Raw genomic sequence first — 15,530 nt, 5'->3', positions numbered from 1 at the left:
GCATGGCTGGGTCAGAGCGCAGCAGGGCGGAGCAAGAGGTCCTCGATCGCCGTTATATGGCGGCAGCCCTCAGGCTGTCGCGCAAGAATGCCGGCCGGACCTCGACCAATCCTTCTGTCGGCACGCTGATCGTACGCGACGACGGCAACGCGCCGATGATCGTGGGCAGCGGCGTCACCGCCGTCGGCGGCCGGCCGCATGCCGAGACCGAGGCTTTGGCGGAGGCCGGGGAACTGGCGCGCGGCGCCACCGCTTACGTTACTCTCGAACCCTGCGCCCATCACGGCCGCACGCCGCCTTGCGCCAATGCGCTGGTCAGTGCCGGCGTGGCGCGTGTGGTCGGCGCTGCCAGCGATCCGGACCCGCGTGTTTCCGGCAGGGGCTATGCAATCTTGCGTGCCGCTGGCGTCGAGGTGGTGGAAAAAGTGCTGGTGGCCGAGGCCGCGGAGCAGATGGCCGGCTATTTGATTCGATCTCTGAAAAAACGCCCGGAAGTGATCCTGAAGCTTGCGCTTTCGAGCGACAACAAGATCGGCGTGAGAGGCGAGGGGCAGGTCTCCATCACCGGCGACATCGCCCGCCGCGAAGTCTATCTGATGCGCGCCGAAGCCGATGGCATATTGATCGGCATCGGCACGGCATTGGAGGATGATCCGGCGCTGACGGTTCGGCTTCCGGGACTGGAAAGCCGTTCGCCGGCGCGCATCGTGCTCGACCGACAGATCAGGCTACCCGAGACTTCGAAACTGGTCGCAGGTGTCGACCGTGTGCCGCTCCATATCGCCGCCTGCGCCGAAGCCGATCCGCACCGGCGCGCCGCACTCGAACGCGCCGGCGTTCGCTTCATCGGCACTGAGACCTATGAAGGCGATATTGCGTTGCCGGAACTGCTTGAGGATCTGGCGGCGCTCGGTATGGCCAGCGTCTTGGTCGAGGGCGGCGCCAGGGTGGCCAAGGCGTTCCTCGACGAACAACTGGTCGATCGCATCGTGCTGTTTCAGGGGCCGGATGCGATCGGCGAGGGCGGCATTGCATCGCCGATCGATGCCAACAATATACCGCCGGCATTTCGCAAATTGCGCAACATGCGTTTCGGCGAAGACACATATGCGGAATGGATAAGAGACATCTAGGACCGAACTGATGTTCACGGGGTCAAACTAATGTTCACTGGAATCGTCACCGATGTCGGCACCATAGCTGCCGTGAAGCCGCTCAGGGAAGGCGTCGGTTTGCGTATCGACACAGCCTACGATCCGCAGACCATTGCCATCGGCGCCTCGATTGCCTGCGGCGGCGTCTGCCTGACGGTGACGGGATTGCCGGAAGACGGCGCCAACGCACGCTGGTTCGAGGTCGAGGCCTGGGAAGAGGCGCTCAGGCTGACGACCGCGATGGGCTGGAAACCCGGCACGCGCATCAATCTGGAGCGCGCTCTAAAGATCGGCGACGAGCTTGGCGGCCATATCGTGTCAGGCCACGTCGACGGCATGGCCGAGATCGTGGTTCGCAAGGAAGAGGGTGACGCCGTGCGCTTTACCCTGGAAGCGCCGCGCGAGCTTGCCAAATTCATCGCCCCCAAAGGTTCCGTCGCACTCGACGGCACTTCGCTCACCGTCAACAAGGTCGAAGGCACCCGCTTCGACGTGCTATTGATCCACCATTCGCTGACCGTCACCACCTGGGGCGAACGCCAGGTTGGGAACCGCGTCAATCTCGAGATCGACACCATGGCCCGCTACGCGGCGCGACTGGTGGAGGCGGCGAAGGAGGGACTTTGACGGACAAGGCCGGGCGAACTTCCAAACAGGAAGAACGCCTGACGCGCGAAGCATTGGCCGATGTGGACGCCGGCCGTGCGCTTGATCACCGGTTCGTACAGGCCTGGGCCTCGAGCCTTGATACCAGTTATCCGCTTCAGCTGCCGCGCCCGGGAGAAGATGGTTCCGCAGACCTTAGTCACGGCAATCTTCCGCTTGCGATCAAACCGGCTTCGGCCTAAGTCACCGGCGATCCCCGGAGACATCTATGGCAGGTACATCCCAACACGGCAAAGCGTTCATCCGTCCGAAGAAGAAGGCTCACCTTCTTGTTATCGAGGCGCGCTTTCACGACGACCTTGCCGACGCGTTGCTCGAAGGCGCGACCAGCGCGCTCGAGGAAGCGGGCGCGACATATGATGTCGTCACCGTTCCGGGCTCGCTCGAAATCCCGGCGGTGATTTCCTTCGCGCTCGACGGTGCCTCCGAAGGCGGGACCAACTATGACGGTTTCGTCGCCCTCGGCACGGTGATCCGCGGCGACACCTATCATTTCGATATCGTCGCCAATGAATCCAGCCGTGCCCTGATGGACCTGTCCGTGCACGATGCGGTCTGCATCGGCAACGGCATCTTGACCACCGAAAACGACGAACAGGCCTGGACACGGGCCAGGCGTTCGGAAGGCGACAAGGGCGGCTTTGCGGCGCGTGCGGCGCTGACCATGATTGCGCTCAAGCAGCAAATGGGAGAGCGAACGTGAGCGAACCCGCTTCGCCCGGCCAGCCTGCGGTTCGTCACGCCAACAAGCGCGGTGCTGCCCGTCTGGCCGCCGTGCAGGCGCTCTACCAGATGGACGTCGCCGGCAGCGGCGTTTTTGAGATCACCGCTGAATACGAGGCGTTCAGGCTCGGCAAGGAAGTCGACGGCGCGCTCTATCGCGAAGCCGATGCGCAATGGTTTCGCGCCATTCTTGCCGGCGTCGTCGAGCACCAGAAGACCATCGATCCGATCATCCGACAGGCGCTGACCGAGGACTGGCCACTGTCGAGGCTCGATTCGACGTTGCGCGCCATATTGCGCGCTGGCGTCTACGAGCTGATGCAGCGCGAGGACGTACCGGTGGCGGTCATCGTGTCCGAATATGTCGACATCGCCAAGGCATTTTACGAAGAAGACGAGCCGAAACTGGTCAATGCGGTACTTGATCGCGTGTCGCGCCGGGTGCGTGGCGAGGGCCGCGGCAAGGACGCCTCATGACTGCTGTCGTCGCTGTCGAAGCCGGCAAGGAAGCGCGTCGCACCGCCTTCATCCTCGCAGCCTCGCAGGCGATCATCGGCTCGGCCGCACCCATCGCCATTTCCATGGGCGGATTGGCCGGGCAGTACCTGCTCGATGCCGACAAGTCGCTGGCAACCGCGCCGATCACCGGTTTCAATGTCGGCGTGGCGCTCGGTTCCCTGCCGGCCGCGGCGATCATCCGCCGGCTCGGCCAGCGCGACGGTTTCATGACCGGCACGGCGGTGACAGCACTTGGCGGCCTGATCGCCACGTTGGCGCTGTTTCATGCCAGCTTCTGGCTGTTCGCTTTCGGCTTAGCCGTGATCGGGATCGGCGGCGCCTTCGTCCAGCAGTTCCGCTTTGCCGCCGCCGACAATGCGCCGCCTGAATTCAAGGCGCGCGCCATCTCCTTCGTGCTGGCCGGCGGCATCGTCACCGCCATACTCGGGCCGCAGATCGTCATCTTCACCGGCGATCTGTTCTCGCCGGTGAAGTTTGCCGGCTCGTTTGCGTCAATCCTGGTGCTGGCGGCGGTCGGCGCCGCCATTCTCTCTTTGCTCCGCATCCCAGCCAAGGCAACCGAGAAGGTGGAAATCGCCGACACCGACGCCCGGCCGCTCTCAGAAATCGTCGCCAGGCCACGCTTCGTCGCGGCGTTGTTTTGCGCCATCGGCAGCTACGCGCTGATGAGCTTCGTGATGACCGGCGCGCCGCTGGCCATGGTCGGCTGCGGCCTGTCGACCGACGACGCCACGCTTGGCATTTCCTGGCATGTGATGGCTATGTTCGCGCCGAGCTTCTTCACGGGGTCGCTGATCCATCGTTTCGGCGCGGAACGGATCGTGGCCATCGGCCTGGTGCTGCTCATTGGCTGCGGTATTGTCGCGCTGTCGGGGTTGGCACTGTGGCAGTTCTGGACGACGCTGATCCTGCTCGGCCTTGGCTGGAACTTCAGCTTCATCGGTGCCACCGCCATGGTGGCCGACAGCTACCAGCCATCCGAAAAAGGCAAGGTCCAGGGGTTCCACGATTTCGTCCTGTTCGGCTCCGTCGCCTTCGCCTCGCTGATGTCGGGCGCGGTCTACAATGCCTGGGGCTGGGAGATGCTGAACTGGATGATTTTCCCGGTCGTTGCGCTGTGCTTCGTGGCACTGGGCGTGTTGAAGATGACGGGCTTGCGTACGGCCAACTGACGTCACGCTGTCGGGACGAGGCAACAGTGGAGTCACTCGCGTTCGAACAAAATTATTGCGCCCATCCCCCTTGTTATGAAACCGTGTACCCCGACGGGGCATCGAAGCCATGCTCATATGCGGCAGCCGTATTCCGGTTCACAGCAAGGGATTTGTGAGATGTTTTCAATCAAGATTCTGGCCGGCGCTGTACTGGCGCTCGGCATCACGGCAGCCTCGGCAAGCGCCCAGGTGGTGGTGTCGTCGAAGATCGACACCGAGGGCGGGGTGCTCGGCAACATCATCCAGCTGGTGCTGAACGCCAATAATATCCCGACCACCGATCGCATCCAGCTCGGCGGCACGCCTGTGGTGCGCAAGGCGATTGCAGCCGGCGAGATCGACATCTATCCGGAATACACCGGCAACGCCGCCTTCTTCTTCGAGAAGGCCGACGATCCGGTGTGGAAGAATGCCACCAAGGCGTACGAGACTGCCAAGAAGCTCGACTACGACGCCAACAAGATCGTCTGGCTATCCCCGTCACCGGCCAACAACACTTGGGCGATCGCCCTGCGCAAGGAAGTCGCCGATACCAACAAGCTCGTCACCCTTTCCGACTTCGGCAAATATGTCTCGGGCGGCGGCAAGGTGGTGCTGGCGGCCTCCGCCGAGTTCGTCAATTCGGCGGCCGCGCTGCCCGCTTTCCAGAAGACCTATGACTTCACGCTTAAGCCGCACCAGTTGATCACGCTGTCGGGCGGCGACACGGCGGCGACCATTGCCGCTGCGGCCAACCAGACTAACGGCGCCAACGCTGCCATGGTCTATGGCACCGACGGCGGCATCGCGCCTTCCGGCCTCGTCGTGCTTGAAGACGACAAGGGTGTGCAGCCGGTCTATCAGCCGGCGCCGATCATCCGCGAGGCGGTGCTGAAGGAGCATCCCGAAATCGAGATGCTGCTGAAGCCGGTCTTCGCCAAGCTCGATCTCGTCACGCTGCAGGAGTTGAATGGCCGCGTGCAGGTTGGCGGCGAACCGGTCAAGGGCGTCGCTGAGGATTTTTTGAAAAAGAACGGCTTCCTGAGGTAAGGCGATTCCGGCGCTCCGCTTTCGAGGTGCCCCGGATCGGCCGATGGGGGAGGGCGTGCGCATCCGGTTCGACAAGCTCGGCGTGGTCATCGCGGCGATATCTGCGTATGCGGCTTTTGTAGCGCCATTCGCCACCTTCCGCGCCAATCGCATCGTACCCGGCGAGGCGCGCTCGATCCTCGAATCTTTGCCTGCGGCGCTCGGTGCGCTATTGATGGCGATTGTTGTCGCAGCGGCGCTCATTGCATTGCTGAAAACGCCGCTTGCTCTGCGCCTCGCCGCCAGTGTGGTTGCACTTGCGGCGCTGACGCTGCTGATCGGCATTGCCGGCAGCTTCCTGACGCCCGCCGGCAACACCTTCGCCCGTATCTCGCCGGCTTCTGGCTTCTGGCTGCTTATCTTCGCCTTCACGCTTCTGCTCGCCGACGTGCTTACAAGGCTGAACCTGTCGCCGCAGGCACGGGTCGGCGTGCTTGTTGTCGCCGCAGCGGCGATCGGCCTGCTGCTGGTCTCGGGGAGCTGGAACAGCCTGTCGATCCTCAAGGAATATTTCAATCGCGCCGATAGTTTTTGGGCGGAAGGCTCCAAGCACGTGACGCTGGCGTTGGGTTCGCTGGCGGCAGCGTTGATTATCGGCTTGCCGCTCGGCATCCTCTGCCATCGCGTCGAGAAATTGCGGGCCGCCGTGCTCAACGTACTGAACATTATCCAGACCATTCCTTCGATCGCGCTGTTCGGCCTCTTGATCGCACCGCTCGGCTGGGTCGCTTCGCATGTACCGGGTGCTGCCGCGCTCGGCATTCGCGGCATCGGCACAGCGCCGGCTTTCGTCGCCCTGTTCCTGTATTCGCTGCTGCCGGTTGTGGCCAACACCGTGGTCGGCCTTGCCGGTGTGCCGCGTGCCGCCAACGACGCGGCGCGCGGCATGGGCATGACCGACCGCCAGCGGCTGTTCGGCGTCGAGTTTCCGCTGGCCTTCCCGGTGATCCTCACCGGCATTCGCATCGTGCTGGTGCAGAATATCGGTCTCGCCACCATTGCCGCGCTGATCGGCGGCGGCGGTTTCGGCGTGTTCGTATTCCAGGGCGTCGGCCAGACGGCTATGGACCTGGTGCTGCTTGGCGCCGTGCCCACGGTGGCGCTGGCCTTCGCCGCCGCTATCATCCTCGATGCGTTGATCGAAATGACCGCCAGCAAGCGCAGGGTTGAAACGGCATGATCGAGATCGAAGGCATCACCAAGCGCTACGGCGAAACGACAGTTGTCGACGACGTTTCGATAGTAATCGAGCCGCGCAGCATCGCCGTCATCGTCGGCACCTCCGGCTCCGGCAAGACGACGCTGCTTCGCATGATCAACCGGCTGGTCGAGCCGACGTCGGGCGTGATCAAGCTCGACGGCGTAGACAACCGCTCGGTGCCGGATTACGAGCTGCGTCGCAGCATCGGCTATGCCATCCAGGGCCATGGCCTGTTTCCGCATCGCACGGTGGCGCAGAACATCGCCACTGTGCCGGTATTGCTTGGCTGGGATGCCAAGCGCATCAAGGCTCGCGTCGATGAGCTGATGACGCTCTATCAACTCGACCCCGGTGCCTACGGGCCACGCTATCCGCATGAGCTTTCCGGCGGCCAGCAGCAGCGCGTCGGCGTCGCCCGAGCGCTTGCCGCGGAACCCAACGTGCTGTTGATGGATGAGCCGTTCGGCGCGCTCGATCCGATCATTCGCAACAAGGCGCAGGAGGACCTGCTGGCGATCCAGAAGCGCTTCGGCACCACCATCATCCTTGTCACCCATGACATGGAAGAGGCTGTTCACATGGGCCATAAGATCGCAGTGATGGATGGCGGCAAAGTGGTGCAATATGCCCGGCCGGCCGAGATACTGGCAAAACCGGCCAGCGCGTTCGTCGAAACCCTGGTAGGTGCCAGCGAAAAACCGTTCCGGCTGTTGTCGCTTGGCCGGGTTCGCGACGCGGTGGAAAAAGGCACCGCAGAAGGCGAGGCGATCCCCGGTGATGCCAGCCAGCGCGACGCGCTCGCAGAACTCCTGTGGTCGGGCCGGCCGGCGCTGCCGGTGAAAGATACCGACGGCAAGCAGCTTGGCCGCGTCACCGTGGACGGGCTGGTTAAGCGCGCGGCGAGGCCGGCATGAAGGCCTGGCTTCCCTCGCTGCTCAGGCTTGCCCTGGTGGTGGTGCTTATTGCCTTCGTCACCAATCCCGGCTGGTTCGAACCGCTGCTGAAGCCGCTGACAGAGAACAATGCGCCAGTAATCTACAATCAGGGTAGCCTGTTGACGCTAACGCTGCTGCATCTGCGGACCGTGCTGATCGCAACGGTTGCCGCGACAATCGTTGCAGTCGCACTCGCCATTCTGGTCACCAGGCCAGCCGGCGCCGAATTCCTGCCGCTGTCGCGCAGTCTGGTCAATATAGGCCAGACCTTTCCACCGGTGGCGGTGCTGGCGCTTGCCGTGCCGGCGGTCGGCTTCGGCGAGAAGCCGACGCTGATTGCGCTGTTTCTCTATGGCCTGCTGCCGATCTTCGAGAATGCGCTGACCGGCCTGACGACGCTGCCGGCCAACGTCGTCGAGGCGGCGCGTGGCGCCGGCATGACCGGCTGGCAAAGGCTGGTCAAGGTCGAGCTGCCGCTCAGCGCGCCGATCATTCTAGGCGGTATCCGGTTGTCGGTGGTGATCAGCCTTGCCACCGCGACCATCGGCTCGACGGTCGCGGCGAGGACACTGGGCGAGGTGATCATCGCCGGCCTGCTGTCGAACAACCTCGCCTTCATCCTGCAGGGCGGCCTGATCGTCGCCGCCCTTGCCGTGCTGATCTATGATGGGCTGTCGGCGATCGAGCGCTACACGGGCCGGCGCATGGGGCGCGAGGTGGGGTAGCGTCTCGGGGCGAAGTTCGCTCTTTTTCAGTGGCCGGTCGAACGCACCGGATGATCGAGCGTCAGTTCCAGCCTTGTGCCCGTCTCGCTGGCGATCCAGCGGCGGCGGATGATGGCGAAGTCATGCTGTGTGCCGGCTCTAACCACAGAGACCAAGTCGCCCACCGCGCAATCACTGTCGAGATCGAGGGCTTCGACAGTGTCGGCAATGTCTTGCTTGCCGACATAGTGTCTCGCAATGGCTGTGAGCACGATGATCACTAGCCCACCCGTTGCGCGTTCTTCGGGACTCGACGATTGATAAGTGCGATGCCCCGACCTTCAGCAGGAGTTCTTGCCATGACCGCGCGTTTCTCCAAGATCGTGATGTGTTTGTGTCTAGCGGCTTTCGCCTTCCTCGTCGCCTTCGGCAACATCACCGATTACGGCTCAAACTTCGCGTTTGTCCAGCATGTGCTGAGCATGGACACGACCTTTCCCGGCAATGCGCTGATGTACCGCTCGATCACCAGCCCGGCTTTGTGGATGGCAGGCTACTGGCTGATCATTATTGGCGAGGCGCTGACCTGCCTGCTCTACCTGATCGCCGCTTGGCAACTCTGGCAAGCGCGCAACGCCAGCGGACAGGCTTTCAACGACGCCAAGAAGTTCGCCATCATTGCCGCCAGCATGGGTTTCCTCGTTTGGTATTTCGGCTTCATGGTCGTTGGCGGCGAGTGGTTCGCCATGTGGCAGTCTTCGACATGGAATGGTCAGGAGGCGGCGTTCAAATTCTACATGACCATGCTGGTGGTGCTGGTCTTCGTCATCCAGCCAGATGGCGATCCACGCAAAGCCTGACGGTCGTTCGCCGATTTCGATCGATCCAACCAGACGGCAGCGTCGGCCGGCGCACTGCCGTTCGGCCCTTTTGGACGAAACCCGGGATCTTTTGGGCGAAAGCCGGACAGGAACCGAACAATATCTTGACGTTCCGAGCCCTGTTTCGCATAAGCCGCTGCGAAGGGACGGATTCCGGTTTCGGAAAATTCGTCCTTGTCTCAACGGCCCGGGGAGGGGTTCTTTTGGGCCACCAATCGAGGAAAATTCGGCAATGACTATAATTTCAGCTGTCATCGCCTGCGGTCTGCTTTCAGTCCTTTACGCCATCTGGGCGACACGTTCGGTCCTCGCGGCCGATCAGGGCAATGCACGCATGCAGGAAATTTCCGCGGCCATCCGCGAAGGCGCCCAGGCTTATCTGGCGCGCCAGTACACCACCATCGCCATCGTCGGCGTCGTGGTCCTGCTGCTCGCCTGGTGGCTGCTTTCGATCACCGCCGCCATCGGCTTCCTGATCGGCGCCGTTCTATCGGGTGCCGCTGGCTTCATCGGCATGCACGTCTCGGTGCGCGCCAATGTGCGCACCGCGCAGGCGGCTTCCAACAGCCTCGCTGCCGGCCTCGAGATCGCCTTCAAGTCGGGCGCCATCACTGGCATGCTGGTTGCTGGCCTGGCCCTGCTTGGCGTCTCGATCTACTACCTGATCCTGACCCAGTTCATGGGTCTGCAGCCAAACGATCGGGTCGTCATCGACTCGCTCGTTTCGCTCGGCTTCGGGGCCTCGCTGATCTCGATCTTCGCCCGTCTCGGCGGCGGCATCTTCACCAAGGGAGCCGACGTCGGCGGCGATCTCGTCGGCAAGGTTGAAGCCGGCATTCCCGAAGACGATCCACGCAATCCGGCCACCATTGCCGATAATGTCGGCGACAATGTCGGCGATTGCGCCGGCATGGCCGCCGACCTGTTCGAGACCTACGCGGTGACCGTGGTTGCCACGATGGTCCTCGCCGCCATCTTCTTCGGTGGCACCGCCGTTCTCGGCGCGGCCATGCTCTATCCGCTGGCCATCTGCGGCGCCTGCATTCTCACCTCGATCGTCGGCACCTTCTTCGTCAAGCTCGGTTCCAGCGGCTCGATCATGGGCGCGCTCTACAAGGGCCTGATCGTCACCGGCCTGCTGTCGATTGTCGGCCTTGCCGTGGCCACCTCGGCATGCATCGGCTGGGGTGAGATCGGCACCGTCGCGGGCATGGCCATCACCGGCACGAACCTGTTCATCTGCGGCCTGGTCGGCCTTGCGGTGACCGGCCTCATCGTGGTGATCACCGAATATTATACCGGCACCAACAAGCGTCCGGTGAATTCGATCGCCCAGGCCTCGGTCACTGGTCACGGCACCAACGTCATCCAGGGCCTCGCGGTGTCGCTGGAAGCGACGGCGTTGCCGGCGATCGTCATCGTCGGCGGCATCATCTCGACATACCAGCTCGCCGGCCTCTACGGCACGGCGATCGCGGTGACGACGATGCTTGGCCTCGCCGGCATGATCGTCGCGCTCGATGCCTTCGGCCCGGTCACCGACAATGCCGGCGGCATTGCCGAAATGGCCGGCCTGCCCAAGGAAGTGCGCCAGTCCACCGATGCACTCGATGCTGTCGGCAACACCACCAAGGCGGTAACCAAGGGCTACGCTATCGGTTCGGCTGGTCTTGGCGCGCTGGTGCTGTTCGCGGCCTACTCTAACGACCTGAAGTTCTTTGCCGCCAATGGCGACAAGTATCCCTACTTCCAGGGCATGGGCGACGTCTCCTTCGACCTCTCCAACCCTTACGTGGTCGCCGGTCTGATCTTCGGCGGCCTGATCCCGTATCTGTTCGGCGGCATCGCCATGACCGCCGTCGGCCGCGCCGCGGGTGCTATCGTCCAGGAGGTGCGCAAGCAGTTCCGCGAGGATCCGGGCATCATGGCTGGTACCTCGAAGCCGAACTATGCGCGCGCCGTCGACCTTCTGACCAAGGCAGCGATCCGGGAGATGATCGTTCCGTCATTGCTGCCGGTACTGGCGCCGTTGGTAGTCTATTTCGGCGTCTTCCTGATCTCCGGTTCGAAGGCATCCGCCTTTGCCGCGCTTGGCGCCTCGCTGCTCGGCGTCATCGTCAACGGCCTGTTCGTCGCCATCTCGATGACCTCCGGCGGCGGTGCCTGGGACAACGCCAAGAAGTCGTTCGAAGATGGTTTCGTCGACAAGGACGGCCTTAAGCATCTCAAGGGCTCCGAGGCGCACAAGGCTTCGGTGACCGGCGACACGGTCGGCGATCCCTATAAGGATACTGCAGGCCCGGCGGTCAACCCGGCGATCAAGATCACCAATATCGTCGCGCTGTTGTTGCTGGCCGTGCTCGCGCACGGCTAAGCTCGGTCGCGACGGCCTTAAGACAAAACCCGCGGGGTTGCTCCCGCGGGTTTTTCATTGCCTGAGATGTGCCGCTTACACGGAAGCGAATGAACGAATGCCGATACCGTCGGGTGGATCAGGTGCCGCCGAGCGTGCCGCCGCCGCTGCCGCCGGGAAGACCGGGCGCCAGCTTGCTGGCGCCATTGATGATCTGGCTGAGGAAGTTCTGGTCCTTGCCGCCGGTCGGCGTGGTGCGCGATATGAAGTCGAACACCTTGCCGTCCTTCAAGCCGTAATTGGCGATCTGGGTGACGCGTCCGTCATCGCCAAAATAGACCGCCAGCACATGCTGATCGACCAGCCGCGGCTTGTCGAAGGCGACATAGCGCTTGCGCGTCTGCGAAATGTAATAAAAGGCCTCATTGTCGAAGGTCGCCTTCGTCGAGGGAGTGCCGAGCGCCAGCAGCACCTGTTCGCGGCTTGAGCCGACCGGCACCAGGTCGATCGCCTGCTGGTCGATGACGTAGCCCTGCGTCAGCGTCTCGCTCGGATTGAGATCGCCGATCATCTTGGACGAATTGCAGGCGGAAAGCGCCGCGGCAATCACCAGCAGCGAAGCCGCACCGGCGGGCCTGGGCAGAAAAGTCGACTTGAATTTCAGCGCGCGCAACTACAACTCCATAAGCTGGCCGCAACTTGCGCTGGGCCGCAAAACCGGTAAACCAGCTTGCTTGCCGATGCAACAAGGCCACTTCAACAAACGGTCCCGGGAGACCACCCTCAAATGTTCCAGCGCCTCTTTGGCCGCGAACGACATGCCAACCGCGCCATCACCGAGGCGCTGTACGCACAAATCGTGGCGGCGGCGCGGCAAACGGTGTTTTATTCCGCCTGGAACGTACCGGACACGCCGCTCGGCCGCTTCGAGATGCTGTCGTTGCACATGTTCCTTTTCCAGCACCGGTTGCGCGGCGAAGGCGGTGCCGCGGCAGAGGTTGCGCAGGTTTTGATCGACGAGTTCTTCATGGATGTCGAACATTCGTTGCGGGAGTTGGGCATTGGCGACGTCGGCGTGCCGAAGCGCATGCGGAAACTGGCGAAGATGTTCTATGGCCGCACCGCCGCCTATGACGATGCGCTGCAAGGAAACGACCATGATGCACTTGCCGCCGCCCTTGCCCGCAATGTCAGGCCCGATGCCGGCGCCTGGCCGCAAGCGTCGCAACTGGCACTCTATGCCGCCGATGCATCAAGGCAACTCACGGAACAGCCGACCGAATCGATCGTTTCCGGCACGGTGGCATTTCCCATGGCCAATGCTTGAGCGACGGCAGGCCGAGTGAAGGCGGCGAAGTGGAGGCGAAGTTGAAACATCCTGATTCCCACAGCCCAGTGTCATTCCTGGCAAATGTCGCCCGGCTGCCGCAAAAGGGGCTGCCGGTGGTGATCGATGCCGACGCCGGGCAGCGCGCCCTGCTGGCCGTCGAGCACGAGCTGCTTTCGGTCGAGAACTATCGCGCCGAACTGCTGGTCGAGCCCTGGAAGCGCAACGGGGTGAAAGTCAGCGGCCATGTCGAGGCCGATATAAGGCAGGCCTGCATCGTCACCCTCGACCCGGTCGAGGCGCATATCGACGAGCCGGTCGAGGCGCTGTTCCTGCCGGAGCAATCCAAGCTCGGGCGGCAAGGTTTCGACGGCGGCGGTGAGATCCTGCTCGACGCCGAAGGGCCGGACAGCCCGGAAATTTTTTCCGGCGATGCGATCGACGTCGGGGCGCTTGCCGAGCAGTTCTTTGGCTTGGCGATTCATCCATATCCGCGCAAGCCCGGTGCGTCGCTGGAGGCAGCCGGCGATGCCGAGCCTGTGGAGAATGAATTCCAGCAAAAGCTCAGATCACTGCTGGGAAAATCCTGATCGCTGACCCAATTTGAGAAAAGTTGGTTGTGCGGCAGCCCAAAACCGTTATTTTCGCCGAACCTTCGCGAGCCCTGTACCTGGCAAGCCCGCTGGCCAAGCAACCGTGAGATGAACACCGCGTGATCAGGATTTCCATCGATGCCATGGGCGGCGATCACGGGCCAAGCGTGGTCATCCCGGCGCTCATGACTGTCGCAACCCGCCGTCCGGATATACGCTTCGTCATTTATGGGCGCGAAGAAGTGGTACGGCCCGAACTCGCCAAATTCCCCAAGCTGGCGGAAGTGAGCGAGTTCATCCACTGCGAGATCGCGGTCAGGATGGACGACAAGCCGAGCCAGGCGCTGCGCCATGGCCGCTGGAAGTCATCGATGTGGAAGGCCGTCGAGGCGGTCAAGGCAGGCACCGCCGACGCCTGCATCTCAGCCGGCAATACCGGCGCGCTGATGGCGATGTCCAGATTCTGCCTTCGCACCATGGCTACCATCGATCGCCCGGCAATCGCGGCGCTCTGGCCGACATTGCGCGGCGAAAGCGTGGTACTGGACGTTGGCGCCACCATCGGCGCGGATGCGCATCAACTGGTTGATTTTGCCATTCTGGGCACCGGCATGGCGCGCTCGGTTTTCGGCATCGAACGGCCGAGCGTCGGCCTGCTCAATGTCGGCGTCGAGGAGATCAAGGGCCAGGAGGAGGTCAAGGAGGCGGGCCGTATGCTGCGCGAGGCCAACATGGCCTCGATGAACTACCACGGCTTTGTCGAGGGTGACGACATCGGCAAGGGCAGTGTCGACGTCGTCGTTACCGAAGGATTTGCCGGCAATATCGCGCTCAAGACGGCGGAAGGCACGGTCAGGCAGATCGCCGGCTATCTGCGCGCGGCGATGAACCGGACGCTGATGGCCAGGATCGGCTATATCTTCGCCAAGACTGCCTTCGATCGCCTGCGCGAGAAGATGGATGTCGGCCGCTCCAATGGGGGCGTCTTCCTCGGGTTGAACGGCATCGTGGTGAAAAGCCACGGCGGGGCTGATTCGGATGGCTTTGCGGCGGCGATCGAGCTTGGCTATGACATGGTACGCAACAATCTGCTTGACCGCATCGAAGCCGATCTCGACCTGTTCCACGCCCGCAATCCGAATGCCCAGACAATCCGGAAATCCGACGTCGTCATCGACGCAAAGGAATAGGAAAGAGCATTGATCAGATCAGTCGTGCGCGGCACGGGCGCCGCGCTGCCCCGCCGCATTATGAAGAATGCCGATTTCGAAGGAATGGTCGAGACGTCGGACGAGTGGATCGTCCAGCGCACCGGGATTCGCCAGCGCCACATCGCGGCCGACGACGAGACGACGGCCTCGCTGGGCGAGGCGGCAGCGCGCGCAGCCCTCGACAGCGCCGGCCTGATGGCTGACGACATCGACCTGATCGTGCTGGCGACCTCGACGCCCAACAACACCTTTCCCGCGACCGCGGTCGAGATCCAGAACCGGCTCGGCATGCACCACGGTTTTGCCTTCGACCTGCAGGCGGTCTGCTCGGGCTTCGTCTATGCAGTAACGACCGCCGACCTCTATATCCGCGGCGGCTTGGCCAGACGGGTCCTGGTGATCGGCTCGGAAACGTTTTCGCGTATTCTCGACTGGAACGACCGCTCGACCTGCGTTTTGTTCGGCGACGGCGCCGGCGCGATGGTGTTGGAAGCAGGCACGGGGGCAGGCGGCATCGCCGACCGCGGCGTTCTGGCGGCCAGCTTGCGCTCCGACGGTATCCATAAGGACAAGCTTTTCGTCGACGGTGGGCCGTCGACCACAGGAACGGTCGGGCACCTCAGGATGGAAGGCCGCGAAGTGTTCAAGCATGCGGTCGGCATGATCACCGACGTCATCGAGGCGACGTTCGCACAGGCCGGCATCAGCGCCGCCGATCTCGACTGGTTCGTGCCGCATCAAGCCAATAAACGAATTATTGACGCTTCGGCCAAAAAGCTGGGGATAGAGGAGCGGAAGGTGGTGGTGACCGTCGATTTGCACGGCAATACCTCGGCTGCTTCTGTGCCGCTGGCACTGTCCGCGGCCGTCGCCGGCGGTCGCATTAAAAAGGGCGACCTGGTACTGCTTGAGGCGATGGGCGGCGGCTTCACCTGGGGTGCCGTCCTGCTGCGTTGGTAAGTGCCGAACTAACGGGTTCGG

General features: G+C 62.9%; 18 protein-coding genes. 16 read left to right on the top strand and 2 right to left on the bottom strand.

The window, feature by feature from the left end:
* The first annotated feature begins 2 nt into the window (after positions 1-2).
* The 10 genes from ribD (at position 3) to AC0L2P_RS11550 (ending at position 8,205) form a co-directional block, all read left to right on the top strand.
* The gene (gene ribD / locus AC0L2P_RS11595) at positions 3-1,133 is read left to right on the top strand and encodes a bifunctional diaminohydroxyphosphoribosylaminopyrimidine deaminase/5-amino-6-(5-phosphoribosylamino)uracil reductase RibD (protein ID WP_473501334.1); all 1,131 of its coding nucleotides are present in this window, start codon (positions 3-5) and stop codon (positions 1,131-1,133) included.
* Between the two features lie 30 nt (positions 1,134-1,163).
* Entirely contained in the window at positions 1,164-1,781 is a 618-nt protein-coding gene (locus AC0L2P_RS11590) for a riboflavin synthase (protein ID WP_473501333.1), read from the top strand.
* Complete coding sequence (locus AC0L2P_RS11585; RefSeq protein ID WP_473501332.1) at positions 1,778-2,002, top strand: hypothetical protein; 225 nt, start codon at positions 1,778-1,780, stop codon at positions 2,000-2,002. Before AC0L2P_RS11590 ends, AC0L2P_RS11585 begins: the two co-directional genes overlap by 4 nt.
* Positions 2,003-2,028: 26 nt before the next feature.
* Complete coding sequence (gene ribH, locus AC0L2P_RS11580; protein ID WP_473501331.1) at positions 2,029-2,523, top strand: 6,7-dimethyl-8-ribityllumazine synthase; 495 nt, start codon at positions 2,029-2,031, stop codon at positions 2,521-2,523.
* Positions 2,520-3,020, top strand: coding sequence for a transcription antitermination factor NusB (nusB, locus tag AC0L2P_RS11575; protein WP_352456584.1), 501 nt, complete (start codon positions 2,520-2,522; stop codon positions 3,018-3,020). Before ribH ends, nusB begins: the two co-directional genes overlap by 4 nt.
* The gene (locus tag AC0L2P_RS11570) at positions 3,017-4,234 is read left to right on the top strand and encodes an MFS transporter (RefSeq protein WP_473501330.1); all 1,218 of its coding nucleotides are present in this window, start codon (positions 3,017-3,019) and stop codon (positions 4,232-4,234) included. The genes nusB and AC0L2P_RS11570 overlap by 4 nt, the downstream gene beginning before the upstream one ends.
* Positions 4,235-4,393: 159 nt before the next feature.
* The gene (gene osmF, locus AC0L2P_RS11565; protein WP_473501329.1) at positions 4,394-5,305 is read left to right on the top strand and encodes a glycine betaine ABC transporter substrate-binding protein OsmF; all 912 of its coding nucleotides are present in this window, start codon (positions 4,394-4,396) and stop codon (positions 5,303-5,305) included.
* 43 nt (positions 5,306-5,348) lie between these two features.
* Entirely contained in the window at positions 5,349-6,524 is a 1,176-nt protein-coding gene (locus AC0L2P_RS11560) for an ABC transporter permease (protein ID WP_473501328.1), read from the top strand.
* Entirely contained in the window at positions 6,521-7,459 is a 939-nt protein-coding gene (locus AC0L2P_RS11555; protein WP_473501327.1) for an ABC transporter ATP-binding protein, read from the top strand. Before AC0L2P_RS11560 ends, AC0L2P_RS11555 begins: the two co-directional genes overlap by 4 nt.
* Complete coding sequence (locus AC0L2P_RS11550; RefSeq protein ID WP_473501326.1) at positions 7,456-8,205, top strand: ABC transporter permease; 750 nt, start codon at positions 7,456-7,458, stop codon at positions 8,203-8,205. The genes AC0L2P_RS11555 and AC0L2P_RS11550 overlap by 4 nt, the downstream gene beginning before the upstream one ends.
* 26 nt (positions 8,206-8,231) lie before the next feature.
* Here AC0L2P_RS11550 and AC0L2P_RS11545 read toward each other — a convergent pair whose 3' ends face one another.
* Positions 8,232-8,465, bottom strand: a complete 234-nt coding sequence (locus tag AC0L2P_RS11545) for a hypothetical protein (RefSeq protein ID WP_473501325.1) — start codon at positions 8,463-8,465, stop codon at positions 8,232-8,234.
* Between the two features lie 78 nt (positions 8,466-8,543).
* On the opposite strand from AC0L2P_RS11545, the gene AC0L2P_RS11540 reads away from it, so the two are divergent.
* Positions 8,544-9,044: a DUF2165 family protein gene (locus tag AC0L2P_RS11540; protein ID WP_473501324.1), complete on the top strand. Its 501-nt coding sequence runs from the start codon at positions 8,544-8,546 to the stop codon at positions 9,042-9,044.
* Between the two features lie 253 nt (positions 9,045-9,297).
* Positions 9,298-11,439: a sodium-translocating pyrophosphatase gene (locus AC0L2P_RS11535; protein WP_473501323.1), complete on the top strand. Its 2,142-nt coding sequence runs from the start codon at positions 9,298-9,300 to the stop codon at positions 11,437-11,439.
* A gap of 118 nt (positions 11,440-11,557) precedes the next feature.
* On the opposite strand, the gene AC0L2P_RS11530 is transcribed toward AC0L2P_RS11535, so the two are convergent.
* Complete coding sequence (locus tag AC0L2P_RS11530) at positions 11,558-12,091, bottom strand: outer membrane protein assembly factor BamE (protein ID WP_473501322.1); 534 nt, start codon at positions 12,089-12,091, stop codon at positions 11,558-11,560.
* Positions 12,092-12,205: 114 nt separating this feature from the next.
* On the opposite strand from AC0L2P_RS11530, the gene AC0L2P_RS11525 reads away from it, so the two are divergent.
* The 4 genes from AC0L2P_RS11525 (at position 12,206) to AC0L2P_RS11510 (ending at position 15,509) form a co-directional block, all read left to right on the top strand.
* Positions 12,206-12,745 (top strand): ubiquinol-cytochrome C chaperone family protein, encoded by a 540-nt coding sequence (locus AC0L2P_RS11525; protein ID WP_473501321.1) that lies wholly within the window; start codon positions 12,206-12,208, stop codon positions 12,743-12,745.
* Positions 12,746-12,786: 41 nt separating this feature from the next.
* The gene (locus AC0L2P_RS11520) at positions 12,787-13,335 is read left to right on the top strand and encodes a YceD family protein (RefSeq protein WP_473501320.1); all 549 of its coding nucleotides are present in this window, start codon (positions 12,787-12,789) and stop codon (positions 13,333-13,335) included.
* Between the two features lie 122 nt (positions 13,336-13,457).
* Positions 13,458-14,528, top strand: a complete 1,071-nt coding sequence (plsX, locus tag AC0L2P_RS11515) for a phosphate acyltransferase PlsX (protein WP_352449317.1) — start codon at positions 13,458-13,460, stop codon at positions 14,526-14,528.
* A gap of 9 nt (positions 14,529-14,537) precedes the next feature.
* Positions 14,538-15,509 (top strand): beta-ketoacyl-ACP synthase III, encoded by a 972-nt coding sequence (locus AC0L2P_RS11510; RefSeq protein WP_473501319.1) that lies wholly within the window; start codon positions 14,538-14,540, stop codon positions 15,507-15,509.
* Positions 15,510-15,530 lie beyond the last annotated feature (21 nt).

Source organism: Mesorhizobium sp. WSM4836, assembly GCF_055811815.1.
This window is presented reverse-complemented; position numbering and strand designations above follow the sequence as displayed.

Bases quoted from the DNA above. Each gene is read 5' to 3' on its own strand.
- ribD (WP_473501334.1), top strand. From the start codon at position 3: ATGGCTGGGTCAGAGCGCAGCAGGGCGGAGCAAGAGGTCCTCGATCGC.
- AC0L2P_RS11590 (WP_473501333.1), top strand. From the start codon at position 1,164: ATGTTCACTGGAATCGTCACCGATGTCGGCACCATAGCTGCCGTGAAG.
- ribH (WP_473501331.1), top strand. From the start codon at position 2,029: ATGGCAGGTACATCCCAACACGGCAAAGCGTTCATCCGTCCGAAGAAG.
- AC0L2P_RS11570 (WP_473501330.1), top strand. From the start codon at position 3,017: ATGACTGCTGTCGTCGCTGTCGAAGCCGGCAAGGAAGCGCGTCGCACC.
- osmF (WP_473501329.1), top strand. From the start codon at position 4,394: ATGTTTTCAATCAAGATTCTGGCCGGCGCTGTACTGGCGCTCGGCATC.
- AC0L2P_RS11560 (WP_473501328.1), top strand. From the start codon at position 5,349: ATGGGGGAGGGCGTGCGCATCCGGTTCGACAAGCTCGGCGTGGTCATC.
- AC0L2P_RS11555 (WP_473501327.1), top strand. From the start codon at position 6,521: ATGATCGAGATCGAAGGCATCACCAAGCGCTACGGCGAAACGACAGTT.
- AC0L2P_RS11550 (WP_473501326.1), top strand. From the start codon at position 7,456: ATGAAGGCCTGGCTTCCCTCGCTGCTCAGGCTTGCCCTGGTGGTGGTG.
- AC0L2P_RS11540 (WP_473501324.1), top strand. From the start codon at position 8,544: ATGACCGCGCGTTTCTCCAAGATCGTGATGTGTTTGTGTCTAGCGGCT.
- AC0L2P_RS11535 (WP_473501323.1), top strand. From the start codon at position 9,298: ATGACTATAATTTCAGCTGTCATCGCCTGCGGTCTGCTTTCAGTCCTT.
- AC0L2P_RS11525 (WP_473501321.1), top strand. From the start codon at position 12,206: ATGTTCCAGCGCCTCTTTGGCCGCGAACGACATGCCAACCGCGCCATC.